11 protein-coding genes are annotated in these 13,509 nt (G+C 67.7%); 3 read left to right on the top strand and 8 right to left on the bottom strand.

The annotated features are described in order from the left end of the window. The first annotated feature begins 22 nt into the window (after window positions 1–22). On the top strand, window positions 23–685 hold the full coding sequence (locus LFT45_RS07595; protein WP_102970760.1) for a response regulator: 663 nt from the start codon (window positions 23–25) through the stop codon (window positions 683–685). A 90-nt stretch (window positions 686–775) separates the two neighbouring features. Here LFT45_RS07595 and LFT45_RS07590 read toward each other — a convergent pair whose 3' ends face one another. The 3 genes from LFT45_RS07590 to LFT45_RS07580 form a co-directional block, all read right to left on the bottom strand. Then, entirely contained in the window at window positions 776–2,374 is a 1,599-nt protein-coding gene (locus LFT45_RS07590; RefSeq protein ID WP_236807780.1) for an HNH endonuclease signature motif containing protein, read from the bottom strand. A 163-nt stretch (window positions 2,375–2,537) separates the two neighbouring features. Next, window positions 2,538–2,921: a RidA family protein gene (locus tag LFT45_RS07585; RefSeq protein ID WP_236807779.1), complete on the bottom strand. Its 384-nt coding sequence runs from the start codon at window positions 2,919–2,921 to the stop codon at window positions 2,538–2,540. A gap of 41 nt (window positions 2,922–2,962) precedes the next feature. Continuing rightward, the gene (locus tag LFT45_RS07580) at window positions 2,963–3,475 is read right to left on the bottom strand and encodes a GNAT family N-acetyltransferase (RefSeq protein ID WP_236807778.1); all 513 of its coding nucleotides are present in this window, start codon (window positions 3,473–3,475) and stop codon (window positions 2,963–2,965) included. Between the two features lie 188 nt (window positions 3,476–3,663). Between LFT45_RS07580 and LFT45_RS07575 the strand changes: the two genes are divergently transcribed. Continuing rightward, window positions 3,664–4,176, top strand: coding sequence for a cupin domain-containing protein (locus LFT45_RS07575; protein ID WP_236807777.1), 513 nt, complete (start codon window positions 3,664–3,666; stop codon window positions 4,174–4,176). A 41-nt stretch (window positions 4,177–4,217) separates the two neighbouring features. On the opposite strand, the gene LFT45_RS07570 is transcribed toward LFT45_RS07575, so the two are convergent. From LFT45_RS07570 to LFT45_RS07560, 3 genes are all read right to left on the bottom strand, one after another. After that, the gene (locus LFT45_RS07570; protein WP_236807776.1) at window positions 4,218–5,057 is read right to left on the bottom strand and encodes an inositol monophosphatase family protein; all 840 of its coding nucleotides are present in this window, start codon (window positions 5,055–5,057) and stop codon (window positions 4,218–4,220) included. Then, the gene (gene ligA, locus LFT45_RS07565) at window positions 5,054–7,381 is read right to left on the bottom strand and encodes an NAD-dependent DNA ligase LigA (protein ID WP_236807775.1); all 2,328 of its coding nucleotides are present in this window, start codon (window positions 7,379–7,381) and stop codon (window positions 5,054–5,056) included. Before ligA ends, LFT45_RS07570 begins: the two co-directional genes overlap by 4 nt. A 158-nt stretch (window positions 7,382–7,539) precedes the next feature. Next, window positions 7,540–7,737: a hypothetical protein gene (locus LFT45_RS07560; protein ID WP_236807774.1), complete on the bottom strand. Its 198-nt coding sequence runs from the start codon at window positions 7,735–7,737 to the stop codon at window positions 7,540–7,542. Between LFT45_RS07560 and LFT45_RS07555 the strand changes: the two genes are divergently transcribed. Further along, the gene (locus tag LFT45_RS07555) at window positions 7,709–8,236 is read left to right on the top strand and encodes a hypothetical protein (RefSeq protein ID WP_236807773.1); all 528 of its coding nucleotides are present in this window, start codon (window positions 7,709–7,711) and stop codon (window positions 8,234–8,236) included. The genes LFT45_RS07560 and LFT45_RS07555 overlap by 29 nt on opposite strands. Before the next feature lie 93 nt (window positions 8,237–8,329). Here the strand turns inward: LFT45_RS07555 and LFT45_RS07550 are convergent, their stop codons facing one another. Further along, complete coding sequence (locus tag LFT45_RS07550; protein WP_236807772.1) at window positions 8,330–12,802, bottom strand: FtsK/SpoIIIE domain-containing protein; 4,473 nt, start codon at window positions 12,800–12,802, stop codon at window positions 8,330–8,332. Next, a complete protein-coding gene (locus LFT45_RS07545; RefSeq protein WP_236807771.1) occupies window positions 12,799–13,503 on the bottom strand; it encodes a hypothetical protein in 705 nt (234 codons plus the stop codon). Before LFT45_RS07545 ends, LFT45_RS07550 begins: the two co-directional genes overlap by 4 nt. Between the last annotated feature and the right edge of the window lie 6 nt (window positions 13,504–13,509).

Below are 13,509 nucleotides of genomic sequence, written 5' to 3'. Positions count from 1 at the left end.
AATACCGGACGGAAGGACGAGGATGTCTGAGGATTTCAGGGTGCTGATCGTGGATGACGACTTCCACGTCGCCAAGCTCCACGCCGCCTATGTGGACTCCGTGGCCGGGTTCCTGGCGCTGCCCCCGGCGGGTTCGGCGTCGCTGGCGCTGCAGTCCATCCACAGCCTGCGCCCGGACCTCGTGCTGCTGGACGTGTACCTGCCGGACGCCTCGGGCCTTGACCTCCTGCATCAGTTGGACGTGGACACGATGATTCTCAGTGCGGCGTCGGATGCGGCGTCGCTGCGGACTGCGTTCCGGCGCGGCGCCCTCGGGTACCTGCTCAAGCCCTTCACGGCCGAATCCCTGTCGCAGCAACTGCGCTCGTATGCCCGGTACCGGCGGATCCTCGGCCAGCCCGGTTCCCTGGACCAGGACACCGTGGAGCGGGCGAAGCGGGCGCTCATTCCCGGTGACGTCTCACCGTCGGCCAAGCCGAGATCCGCGACGGAGGCTGCTGTGCTGGAATCACTGGTGCCCGGCGAGCAGTACTCGGCGGCCGACGTCGCCCGGCGGGTTGGCGTGTCCCGGGCCACCGCGCAGCGGTACCTGTCCTCGCTCGCGGATGATGGCGCCGTCGAGATCCAGCTCCGCTACGGCACCACCGGGCGGCCCGAACACCGTTACGGCCTCCCCCCGCAGTAGCCCTCCAAACAGCGCGAACTGGCATGTAATGCTCTCAAAACCGGGATTTGACGGCATCTGCTGCCAGTTCGCGTAGTACCAGCTCGCCTTTTAGGCTGCTTCCCTTGCTGTCCCCGGCGCAGTCTCGGGAGGAGCGGAGCTTTCGGCCAAGTCGGTGGTTCCGGGCACACGGGGGTGTTCGGGCACGCCGGGGTCAAGCGCCTTGAGCATAGATTGGATTTGTGGTGGCAAATGTGGTGGTTCCCAGTCGGGTTGCTCGCTGGGATAGTACCGGCCCGTGGGTGAGGTCCATCCCGGTGGATCCTTGGCGCTGGCGGCAGTGGGTGTCCAGGCAGAGTTGTGTTTGAGCCTGTGGTGTTTGGGGCATGGTTGGGCCAGGTTGCTGATCCCGGTGGGTCCGCCGCGGGCCCAGGCAAGGAGATGGTCGGCCTCGTTGTCCAGGGAATGGTTGTTGCAGCTGGGGAACGTGCATTTGGCATCCCGAAGCCGGAGCCACTGCCGCAGTGGTTTGGGGATGCGGTAGCTGGTCCGTCCGATCTCCAACGGTGCGCCGTCGCGGGGGTCTATCAGCACCCTTCGGAACGAAGTCGCCCCATCGGCGACTAGTGCACGGGCCATTGACGGCGGGATCGGCCCATACCCGTCGAGCATGGCAGGTTCCTCGGTCACGCCGAGCAGGGAAAGCACCGGAACGGTGACCAGAACCTGGGCCAAGGGCGAGGGCACACCACCGGCAGGAAGCAAACCGGCCGAATCCCTGCCGGGGAACCTGCCGTCCGCAGCGCCTTCACCGGCTGCGTCCGGGATGGCGGATGGTAGCTGTTCGAGGCCTGCGGTGAGGAGCCAGGCTGAGGTGACGTCGGCGCGGAGCTGGGTGAGGGTCCTAGCCTCGTCCGGTCCCTGCATGGCCCGCGCCGCGCCGGTGGTGCGGTCCCAGATGCCAGCCGCCTGGTCCGCGGGCAGATAGGCCGAGAACCAGGCCATCCCGTCACGGTCCGGGGCGTACTCCACCCGCCGGTCCGCCGTACTGCGGGCATGGCGTTTTTCGATGCTGACCGGGTGGTGCCGCTCCCGCCAGGTACGCACCTTCGTCCGGAACCGGCACGGGACAAGCTCCCCTGCCGGGATGCCGCGGGCCCCCTCCGGCGCGTCCGGGTCCAGGAAGTGTGCCTCCAGCGCCGCAGCCCCGGCAGGATCGAGATTCGCGGTCTCGTCGACCATGATCCGGGCGTGCTGCCACGACAGGGCCCCTGCCTGCAGCGCGGACAGCGTCAGCGGCCGGACGGTGGTCAGTTCAAGCGCGTCGCACAGCAGTGCACTGGCGGCGCGTTCGCTGATGGTCAGGACACACGCGATCTCCGAGGTCACAGCCATCTCCCTGACGGTGCGGTCCTGCGGGGACTCGGCCGGCGACGCCAAGGCCTTCTCGACCTTGGCGTACCCGGCGACGAGTTGCACCTTCAACGCCGCGAGCTGAGCCTCGACTTTGGCCAGCTCAGCCAGGCCGTCCAGGTGGGCGTCAGCCTGGTCCCGCAACGGATCAACACCTGCGCTGTCCGGATCACCCGTGAGAGCCACACCGTCTGTCCCGGGGACCGCGTTTCCCGTCGCGCGGCGAACAAAGGCAGCCAGCGCAGAGACCGAGGCGTCGATGGCCTCCACCGTCTCCACAGCTGCACCGCTTTCCATACCCGAAGCCTTTCACGCCCCACTGACAATTTGGCGGCGGGCGAGACAGGCATATGGCCTAGGACCGGCGTCGGGAAAACAAAAGCGCGAACTGGCAGGTAACGCCCTCAAAACCGGGATTTGAGGGCGTCTGCTGCCAGTTCGCGCTGCAGGCGGGGAAGTTCTAGCTGGCGCTCTTCTGCGCGACGAGCTCGATCTCCACGAGCATTTCCGAGTCCAGGAACGGCAGCACGTGGACCAAAGACAGCGTGGGACGGATCTCGCCGAAGACCTCGCCGTGCGCACGGCCGGCATCCTCCCACTTGCTGATATCCGTCAGGTACAGCTTGGACTGCACCACGTCGGCGAGCGCGAATCCGGCGTCGGCCAGAACGGTTTCCAGCTTCTGCAGGATGAACCGGGTCTGCTCGTAGAAGTCGCTGCCGACGATGCCGTTCTCGCCGCTGGCAGAGGTGGCAGAGATGTAGAGCGTGTTGTCCACCTGGACCGCGCGGGAGTAGCCGAGCTTCTGTTCCCAGACCGAGCCGGTGCCGAACGTCTTGCGCATGCTGCTGCGCCTTTCACTAGGGGTTTTAAGTCGGCTCCACTCTAGGCGGGCTGGACGTCCAGCCTGAAAACCAGCAGCTTTATGTCGGTGCCGGGCACATACCAGTCGCGCTCGGACACCCGGCGGAAGCCTGTCTTCCGGTACAGCCCGTGGGCGCTTTCCCAGTCCCCGCCGGTGGTCAGTGCCACGGCACGGATCCCGTCCAGCGATCTGGCGTGCGCAATAATCGCTTCGACCATAGCTAAGCCGGCGCCGCTGCGCTGCACGGCCGGATCCACCACCAGCATGCGAAACTCAAGCTCGTCGTCCAGCGCGATATCGGCATACTTCTCACCGGCCAGCGCCAGCGTTACCGAACCAACGATCGTGCCGGCGCGCTCCGCCACCCAGATGGTGGCTTTCTCCGCTCGGGCGGCCACGTCCTGGATCTGCTTCATGTACGGGTGATCCGCGTCGTCGAAGTAGCCGGCCGCCAGGTAAGCGTCCCTGGTGATGCGGGCGATGGCCGCAAAGTCGGCGGGGACGGCGGGACGGACGGTGATCTGCGGCTGCACCCGTCAATGGTAGTGCCGTCCAGCCGATGCGCCCTGCGAAACAGCTGTTTCCGTGACTGATCTATCAGGTCCGCGTTGACGCACGCAGGATCCACTGCTTTGTTTTGGGTGTAGACCCGCAGTGCCGGCGGGACCATACTTCCTGCACCAGATATTCAACACCATTGTCGGAAAGAAGGGATGAGCCCATGAACGAAGACGCGGCTCCGCGACTTACCGTCGTGCAGCCCGGACAAGGCAGGGAAGCAACGCTCGGCGGCATCGGCATAGTGTTCAAGCTCTTTGGCGAGGACACCAACCAGCAACTGTCCATTGTGGAGCACCCGTTCCCAGTCGGCGCCCTGGTGCCCCCGCACATCCACACCCGCGAAGACGAATACTCGATCGTCATCGAGGGCGAGATAGGGTTCCGGTCCGGAGACCGCGAGGCAGTCCTGGGCGCGGGCGGGTACATCACGAAGCCACGGAATGAACTTCACACCATGTGGAACGCCGGAAAGGTGCCCGCCCGCATGATTGAGGTGATCAGCCCGGCAGGATTTGAGCACTTCTTCTGGGGCGTTGCCAACCACATCGAGGCCGGACTGCCGGACCCCGAGACGGTCGAGAAACTCGCGGCCCACTTCGGCCTCCGCTTCGCCGAAGCGCCCTGGCTGCCGGACATCATTGCGCGCTACAACCTGACCCCGCCGCGGATGTGAACCCCCGGGCTGCATTCGGCCCGGGCAGCGGCGGATGCGACCTACAGCGGGAACCTGCCGGACATCTCGAGGGTCCCCGCGCACGTCCAGGCGGACAGCCGTTCCTCGGCGGAGGGCCCGCCTTCAAGCGGGCTGGTGAGCCGGGGGCGCCGCACCCAGCAGCCGGCTTCCTCGGCCACCAGCGCGCCTGCGGCAAAGTCGTGCTCGTTCAGGCCCCGCTCGCCGAAGGCATCGACCGTTCCGTCCGCGACCATGCAGAGATCCAACGCGGCGGAGCCGAGCCGCCGGACATCGGCGAAGCCGTCCACGACGCTGCCGAGCGCCGCGAACTGCTCCGCGCGCACCTCTGGGTCATAGCTGAAGCCTGTGGACAGGATCTGGCCGGTGCGGCCGGGAACCGGGCCAGTGAGCTGGACCCGCTTCCCGTCCTGCTCCAGCCAGGCGCCCTGGCCCCTGGATGCGTAGTACACGCGGCCCAGCGCGGGGGCATGCACGACGCCGGCGAGCCACACGCCGTCGGAATCGGCAACCGCCACTGAGGTGGCGTAGTAGACGATGTTGCGGATGAAGTTGGTGGTGCCGTCGAGCGGATCGATGGACCACCGCAGCCCGGTCGGCTGCTCGGGGCGTGTTGTCCCGTGCTCCTCGCCGGTGATCGCGTCGCCCGGGCGCGCGCTGCGGATTGCCGTGCGCACCGCTTCCTCGGCAGCAACATCGAAGGCGGTGACCCAGTCGCCGGCCTCGCCCTTGTTGGCCACCGTCCCCGAGTCCAGGGCGCCGTTGCTTCGTTCGCCAAGCACCATGGCACCGGCAGCCGCGGCGGCCTTGGCCACGGCGAGGAGCCCGGGTACGTCCAACGGGCTTGCGGTATCGAGCGTCATTCGGAATCCTCTTCGCTCGGGGCAGGGGTTGCCTCAGGATCTTCGGCTTCGGCTTCAGCAGCAGCGCCATCCCCGTCAGTCATGGCGGGCCCGTTGGCCAGCAGTTCCCGGAAACCGTCCTCGTCCAGGACGGGCACACCCAACTGCTCGGCCTTGTCCCGCTTGGTGCCGGCGTTGTCGCCGGCCACCAGATAGCTGGTCTTCTTCGACACCGACCCTGCTGCCTTGCCGCCGCGGACCAGGATGGCCTCCTTGGCCTCGTCGCGACTGAAGCCTTCCAGGGTCCCGGTGACCACCACGGTCAGCCCCTCGAGGGTGCGCGGCGTGGACTCGTCACGTTCGTCCTTCATCCGGACCCCGGCTGCCGCCCAGCGGTCGATGATTTCAATGTGCCAGTCCTCGGCGAACCATTCCTTGAGGGCCGCGGCGATGGTGGGGCCGACCCCATCCACACCCGCGAGCTCTTCCTCGGAGGCCTGCCGGATGGCGTCCATGGTGCCGAAATGGTTGGCCAGCGCGCGCGATGCGCGGGGGCCGACGTGCCGGATGGACAGCGCCACCAGAACGCGCCACAAAGGCTGGGTCTTGGCCTTTTCGAGTTCAGTGAAGAGCTTCCCGGTGGTGGCCGTGGGCTTGGACGGCGTCTTGGCCGTGCCCTTGCTGTAGAAGTACGGCACCAGCTCGAACTCTCCGGTGGGAACGCCCTTGGACCGCTTCTCGCGCCGGATCTTCACCGGTTCAAGGTCCTCCGGCGTCAGGTCAAAAAGGGCCGCCTCGCTGACCAGCGGCGGGACCTCAGGCTCCGTCGGCTGGGTCAGCGCGATCGCCGCCTCCCAGCCGAGCGCTTCGATGTCGAATGCTCCCCGGCTGGCAACGTGGAACACGCGCTCACGCAGCTGCGACGGGCAGGACTTGGCGTTGGGGCAGCGGATGTCCACGTCGCCTTCCTTCCCGGGCGCCAGCGGCGTGCCGCAGGACGGGCATTCCGTGGGCATGACGAAGTCACGCACCGGCGGGTCCTGCTGGTCCCGCAGCGCCAGCACCGGGCCGACGATCTCCGGAATGACGTCGCCGGCTTTGCGGAGCACCACAATGTCGCCGATCTTGACGCCCTTGGCCTTGACCACGTCCTGGTTATGCAGGGTCGCCATTCCCACGGTGGAGCCCGCCACCTTGACCGGTTCCATGATTCCGAACGGCGTAACCCGGCCGGTGCGCCCGACGTTCACGGCAATGTCCAGCAGCTTGGTGTGCACTTCCTCGGGCGGGTACTTGTAGGCGACGGCCCAGCGCGGAACCCGCGTGGTGTAGCCCAGGGCGCGCTGGGTGGCGAAGTCGTCGATCTTTACCACGATGCCATCGATCTCGTGGAGCAGGCTGTGCCGTTTGTCCCCATAGTTCTCGATGAACTTCAGCACCTCTGCCGGGCTCCCGAGAACCTCGAAGTACGGACTGACCGGCAGCCCCCAGTCCGCCAGTAGCCGGTAGGTCTCAGACTGGCTGGCGGCCTGGAGGCCCTCGCGCGCGCCGATGCCGTGGACGAACATCTGGAGCGGGCGCTTGGCGGTTTCTGCCGGGTCTTTCTGGCGGAGCGAACCGGCCGCGGCATTCCGCGGGTTGGCCAGCGGCGCCTTGCCCGCTTCAATCAGTGCCTCATTAAATTCGGCGAACGCCTTGGACGGGATGAACACCTCGCCGCGGATTTCCATTTCGGCGGGAAAACCGCTGCCGCTGAGCTGCTGCGGGATCTCCTTGATGGTGAGCACGTTGTGCGTGATGTCCTCGCCGGTGGTGCCGTCGCCGCGGGTGGCCGCGCGGACCAGCTTGCCGTCCCGGTAGAGCAGGTTCACGGCGAGGCCGTCTATTTTCAGCTCGGTCAGCCAGGCAGCCTCCGGATTCCCGGACTTGGCCACCCCGGCCTCCGCCTTGGCGATCCAGGCCTGGAGTTCCTCAAGGGAGAACACGTCCTCGAGGCTGTACATGCGCTGGAGGTGTTCGACGGCGGCAAACGCCGCGGACACTTCCCCGCCAACCTCCTGGGTGGGCGAATCATTGGAAACGAGCTCCGGATGCAGCGCCTCGAGTTCCTCCAGCCGGCGAAAGAGAGCATCGAACTCGGCATCCGAAACGAGCGGCTCGTCCTCCTGGTAGTACGCGAACCGGTACTTCCGGACGAGGTCCGCCAGGTTCTGGTACTCATCCCGTACCGACTCAGAGGGAGTGGCTCCCGGCTCAAGCTGGTCAGTTGCGGTGGCTGCGCTGTCTGTGCTGGAGGTCTGCTCTGTGCTGGATATCTGCTCTGTGGGGCCTGATGGTGTGCTCACAGACCTATCTTGCCTTACAGCCCCGACATTTTGCCGAGGCCGCGGGCCTCCCGTGACGGGATGCCGGACGTGCCGGGCCTCCCGTGACGGGGATGCCGGGTATGACGGGTATGCCGGGTATGCCGGGTGCCAATCTAAACCGGCGCCGGCGAAAGCCTTTACCAGTGACCGGGGCGGTTCCGGCTCCACAGGGCGAAGGCCAGTCCGCCCAGGCCCACCAGTAGCACGCCGCCCATGACGGCGAACAGGCCGAAGATGCCGAGGCCGGACCCCTTGTCCGCGACTACGACGGCGGCGGCCTGGCTGGCGGCGGGGGTGGCGATCGGTTTGGTCCAGCTGGACTCTGCAGAAGACACAGACGGCGCAGAAGACACGGACGACGCAGAAGACTCGGACGACGACGGGCCCGGGCTGGCAGAGGGGGTGGTCACGGGCCGTGTTGCAGCGGGCACCGCGGCCACAACCCCGGCATTCGCTGCCGGGACGGCGGCGGGAGCAGGCACGGGTGTGACGGGTCCAGGAGCCATGCGCATCGCGGGTGCCACGGGCTGCACCGGCGCCGCAGGCGCAGCCGGTCGCACCGGCTGCGCGGGCGCCGGAGCCGGTGCGACCGGCGCCTTCTGGGCCGGCGGCGGCGCAGGGGCATTCGTCGGAACGGGCGCCGCCGTCGTCGGCGCCGGGGAACCGGACGACGGCGGAGTCACAGGCGCGGGCGACTCCTGGCACGGTCCCTCCGGCAAACAGGCTGCCTGGGCAGCTCCGGCGGCCCCGGTCATCACCGTGAAAGCCAGCATGGCAGCGGCAGTTCCGGGCACTAGCGCGCCGCGCAGAAGAGGAAGACGGATCATGGGGTAACCTTTGCAGCCGCGCGGGACCCTCCCCCGCCGAGTTTTGTCCCGGGTATCTTCCTACAGTCCCCCGCGGCGCACCAAATTAACCAATACTCAACTACTGCCGGTTTTCCGGCGGCAGCGCGATCTGGAGCTTGCGCACCTTGCCCCTGCCGATGATGTAGCCGCGGCCCGGAATGAAGCCGCCGCCGACGCGTCCGAGTGACGTGTTGAGGAGGCTGTCGCCGTCGATGTCGCCGGGGTTAATCAGCAGTCCCCTCCTGCCCGACTTGAACGGCTGCGCCAGCGACCAAGCTGAGGACCAGGTGGATGTTTCGGATTCCCCCACGACCCACTGGTCGGCTTTGATGGACGCCGCGACGAGCCTTTCGATGCCTGACTCGGCCAGGGTTCCCGTGAACTCCGTGAGACCCTCGATGAAGATGGCAACCTTGCCCGGGTTGGCCGATGCGTGGTCCGTGAGCGCTGCCACCGCCTCCTCGACGTCGTCGGCCCCCACCAGCGAGCGGTCCCACACGGGCAGGGACGCCACGGCGGACTTCCTGGCGGCAAGGTACACCAGTTCGGTGCCGGGGTTGGACCGGCGCAGCGCGTAGGCCAGGGTCACCAGGGCAACGGTCCGGCCGGCGCCGGGCGGGCCGGACAGCAGCAACGGGCCCTTGGCCATGAGTGTGGCGGGCTGCAGCGTTTCGTCGTCCACGCCGACCACCGGAAGGTCCGGCAGGCCGGCAGGCAGGATGTCCAGGTCGATCTGCTCGGGCAGCCGTTCAATCCGCGGGGCCCTCTCCACGCCCTGGCGGAGCATGGCCTCGCTTAGTTTGTGGACTTCGCGCGCCTGCAGGGCCAGGTTGGAGTTGCCGCCCAGGACGGCGAGCTGCACCTCGTGACCGCCCAGCAGCCCGCGCCCGGGAGGCGAAGCCTTGCCCAGGACGTCCTTAGGCACGTCCATGGTGAGGTAGTCGTCCTCGGCGGACAGCCGGAGTACCAGCCTCCGCTGGATGGAGGCAAGCAACGACGCCGGGACGGAGTTGGGGCGGTCACCGGTAACAACGAGGTGGATGCCCAGGGGACGGCCGTCGGTGGCCAACTGCAGGAAGAGGTCCCAGAGACCGGAGAGCTTGCTGTACTCATAGGCCTCGCGGAAGGCCGACATGCCGTCGACCAGCACGAAGATGCGCTTTTCGTCCGGCAGGCCGGCAAGCGTGCGGTACTCCCCGATGGTGGAGGCCCGGACCTCAGCGAAACGGTTCGCCCGGTCCTCGGCGAGGTCGCTGAGCCAGCGCAGCAGCCTGCCCACGCGTTCGACGTCGTCGCCGTCAATGATCCCGCCCACGTGCGGGAGTTCTTCGAGCATTTTGAGCCCGGCGGAGCCGCAGTCAATTCCGTAAACGTGGACGGGGCCGCCGCGGGGCGTGACGGCAGCGGCGATGGCGATGCCCCGCAGGGCCGCGGACTTGCCTGAACCGCCCGTGCCGTAGATGGCCATGTTGCCGTCTTTGTCCGGTTCGTAGAAGACGGTGGGCTGGTCCTGGCGGGCGGGGTCGTCCGCCACGCCCAGCAGGAGCCGTTCGTCGGTGCGCGGGTTCGGCAGCAGCGAGAAGTCGTAGGTGGTGGCCAGTTCGTTCAGCCACGGCTTCCGCGGCGGTTCGATGGCCAGCAGGTCCGCCGCGGCGATGACGTTGGCGGTCATCCTGGCGATGTCGTTGGGCCCGGCCGGTTCGTCCTGCACTGCAGTGTCGGCGGCCGGTGTTTCCCAGGCAGGACCGGACCCGAAGGCCATTTCCACGATGTCGATCTGCGGACGCTGCGGGCGTTCGGTGGTCCAGCCGCCGGCGTAGCCGGTCTGAAAACCCTGGATGCGGCCCGGACCGGTCTTCGCCGCGCCGCGGCCCGGGATGGAGGGGTCGAAGTAGGCGGCGTCCGGCACGCCCAAGATGTCCGTCGCGTCGTCCTCGTCGGCCATTCGCAGCGCCACCCGAAGGTTCGTGTTGGCGCGCAGGCTTTCCTTGATGACGCCGGCGGGGCGCTGGGTGGCGAGGATCAGGTGCAGCCCGAGGGACCGGCCGCGGGCGGCGATGTCGACGACTCCGTCCACGAACTCGGGCACCTCGGTGGCCAGAGCAGCGAATTCGTCCACCACGATCACCAGGTAGGGCGGGGCCTCGGGATCCGCCTCGCGCTGGAGCGAGAGCAGGTCCTTGGCTTTTTTCCTGTTGAGCAGGTGTTCCCGGTAGTGGAGCTCAGCCCGCAGGGACGTCAGTGCGCGGCGCACCAGGTGCGGCGAGAGGTCGGTGACCAGGCCCACGGTGTGCGGCAGGTGGACGCAGTCGGCAAAAGCGGCGCCGCCCTTGTAGTCCACAAACAGGAAGCTGACGCGGTCCGGGCTGTACGCGGTAGCCATGCCCATCACCCACGACTGCAGGAACTCGGACTTGCCGGCGCCGGTGGTGCCGCCCACCAGCGCGTGCGGCCCCTCGTTCTTGAGGTCCAGGTGGAGAGGTTCCACACCCTTGGAACCCACCAGGGCACGCAGCGAGCCGTTGTCCTTGCGGTTGGCGACGGCGGTGGAGCGGACGGAGTTGTTCTCCTGCCAGCGTTCCGCCACGGCCTGCGGATTTTCCAGGAAGTCCTTGCCGATGAGAGTCGCGTAAGAGACGGCGCGGGGCAGGTTCGAGTCGTCCTCCAACGGTTTACCGGCGTCGACCACGGGCGAGAGCATGCGGGCCAGCTGGCCTGCCAGTTCGGCGTCGAGGCTTTCACAGCTCACGGGGTAGGTGTGGCGTCCCAGCCGGACCTGGCCGGTGGTGTTCCCGTGCTCGCCGTCCACCGCAAGAAAGTCACGGCAGGCGGCCGGAAGGGATTCGACGCCGGCGGCCACCCAGAGGACGTGGACCCCGGTATCGGGTCCGCGCTCCACGAGCCGGGTCAGCCGGCCGCGGTCCACCGGCGCGTCGTCCTCGACGATGACTAGGACCGACGGCAGCACCGGCGCCGGAACATCCGCGGTTTCGTCGGGGATGCCCGGGCGGTGCGCGGGACCCTGCGCTGGGCCGTGCGAACGCATAGCAGTTTCCCGGAGTTCCACGAGGTCCTCGAGCCGGGACAGCAGGCTGGTGCCGCCTGCCGAGCCGGCAGCCAGGTGGTCGCCGCTGACCGGGCTGTGGCTCGAGCCGACGTGCGGCAGCCACTGCAGCCAGTTCCAGCGTTCCCGGGACCGGGCCGAGGTGATGGCGGCAACAGCTACTTCCGCCGGTGAATGCAGGCCCACGAGCTGGAGCACCACTCCCCTCGCCACGTCATCGACGAGTCCGCGCGGCCCGGCGAGGCCGAACGAGCCGGCGGATCGCAGCTGTGAAACCACCGGCACGCCCTCGATCTGCCGGAACTGGTCCAGGCAGCCCTCGATCTCGCGCCGGTACTCTGTCTCGGTTTCCGAGGTATTCGGCTCCTCGAACGGAATCCGGGACGGCACTGTGCCGAGCCCGAACCGGAGCGCCAGGAACCCGGAGTGCTCCGGTCTGTGGGTCCAGAGCAGCGGACCCAGTTTGTAGATGGAGTCGACAGTGTCACTGACGGACGGCGCTTCCTGGAGCCGAACCGCCCGCTCAACGCGCTGCAGCTCGGTGGTGTCCTGCCGGAAGGCTGCCATGGCCGCCCGGAACTGCTTCAGCTGTTCCTTGCGCTCGCGCTGGCTTCGCAGCCTCTGGTCCACGTAGTGGCCCACAAGGAAGAGCGGCATCATCAGCATGAACAGTACTGACGTCATGCTCTGGGTCACCGTGAACAGCACCGCGCCCATCATCAGCGGGGCGATCAGCATGATGTATGGGAAGGGGTGGTGCTCCTGCCGCTTGGGTCCGGCCGGGGGCACGCGCTTGGCCGGGGCGAACCGGGGGATCACGCGCGGGGAGCGGTTGAAGTCCACCAGGGGCGACGTCGGAGCTGCCGCGCCGCTGCGCGCCAGCGGCACCACGGTGAGCTCGGTGTCTCCCAGCGTGACGGTGTCCGAGGAGTTCAGCGTGGCACGGGTGACCGGCAGGCCGTCCATCTGGAGGCCGTTGGCGGAGTTCGTGTCGACGATTTCGATGCTCTCCCCCACGGTGATGCGGGCGTGCCGCTTCGACGTCAGGGGGTCTGAAAGCCGGACGTCCACGTCCCGGTCCCGTCCGATGTAGCTGGTGCCGGAGGGCAGGGAAAATTCCCGTCCGACGTCGGGCCCCGAGACTATGCGCAGCGTCGCCGCGGCGGGGCCGCGGTCTGCGGCCGGGCCGGCGTCGTTGGGGTTCCCGAACTGGTCGCTGACCTGGGTGAGCGAAACGACCGACCCGGGCCGCAGTCCCGACTCGAGGAGGTTGTCCGTCCGGTCCAGGACGATGCCGCGCATGCCGCCGGCAACGAATGCCTCGTCGATCCGGAGCGAGAGGTTCGGCGGAGCAGGCTGCTGCCGCCGCGCGGGGTCCGCCGTCCACAGCTCGGTGGCGATGTCCGCGACGGTAGCGCGGCCGTCCACGGTGACTGCCAGGTCCTTAGCCTCGGCGGGATCCCGGCGCAGGGTAAGTCGGATTCTCATGCTTCGCTGTCTCCGCGCATCTTTTCCAGGAGGTGCAGGTCGCTGGCTGTGACCAGGTGTGAGGTGACAGCGTGCTCGACGAGCCGTGCCCGGCGGTTGGTGGCCAGCTTGCCGCCGCCTCCCCGGAGGCCTGCCACTCCGGCACGGTCCAGTTTGTCGCACACGTTGTCGAGCTTCCGGTTGAACCGGGTGAGGGCCCAGCCCAGGGTCCGGGCCGCCTCTGCGGAGGAGGGAATCGCGGTGAATCCGGTGCCTTCGCGCCGGAGCATGGGTTCAGCAAGCGACACGATGAGGGCTTTCTGCGAGTCCGTGAAGACCACCGGGCCGATGGTGGTGTCACCGCCGCTGGTTTCGCTGCTCACCTCCTGCCGGAAAGACGGCGTTTTGAGGTGGACGGCGAATTCATAGGTGGTGGGTCCGGCCGTGAAGATGATGTTGGTGTGGCTGAAGACGAGCGGCAGCCGGGCTCCGGGCGAGAGCCAGGCCTGCATGCCGCCGGATCCGTCGGCCACCGTGGCGGAGAGGCGGCTGCCCACGTTGCTGAGCCACCAGATGCCGTCATACCTGGCGATCTGTAGGAAGCGTCGGTGCAGGTAAGGGTTGTCGTCGACTTCCAGGTCGCCCTCGCGGCCGATGTTGAAGATGTCCTCGTCGGTGGGCTCGTACCACTCGCCGCAGAAGTCTATGGCCAGGTCTCCCATGTTTCC

The sequence above is a fragment of the Arthrobacter sp. FW305-BF8 genome, assembly GCF_021789315.1.
In the GTDB taxonomy this organism is placed as follows: domain Bacteria; phylum Actinomycetota; class Actinomycetes; order Actinomycetales; family Micrococcaceae; genus Arthrobacter.
The sequence above is the reverse complement of the archived record's forward strand: the minus strand, read 5'-3'. Positions and strand labels throughout refer to the sequence as shown.

Excerpts from the sequence above, each read along its gene's own strand:
- LFT45_RS07595 (WP_102970760.1), top strand. The coding sequence starts at position 23 with ATGTCTGAGGATTTCAGGGTGCTGATCGTGGATGACGACTTCCACGTC.
- LFT45_RS07590 (WP_236807780.1), bottom strand. The coding sequence starts at position 2,374 with ATGGAAAGCGGTGCAGCTGTGGAGACGGTGGAGGCCATCGACGCCTCG.
- LFT45_RS07585 (WP_236807779.1), bottom strand. The coding sequence starts at position 2,921 with ATGCGCAAGACGTTCGGCACCGGCTCGGTCTGGGAACAGAAGCTCGGC.
- LFT45_RS07575 (WP_236807777.1), top strand. The coding sequence starts at position 3,664 with ATGAACGAAGACGCGGCTCCGCGACTTACCGTCGTGCAGCCCGGACAA.
- LFT45_RS07570 (WP_236807776.1), bottom strand. The coding sequence starts at position 5,057 with ATGACGCTCGATACCGCAAGCCCGTTGGACGTACCCGGGCTCCTCGCC.
- LFT45_RS07550 (WP_236807772.1), bottom strand. The coding sequence starts at position 12,802 with ATGAGAATCCGACTTACCCTGCGCCGGGATCCCGCCGAGGCTAAGGAC.
- LFT45_RS07545 (WP_236807771.1), bottom strand. The coding sequence starts at position 13,503 with ATGGGAGACCTGGCCATAGACTTCTGCGGCGAGTGGTACGAGCCCACC.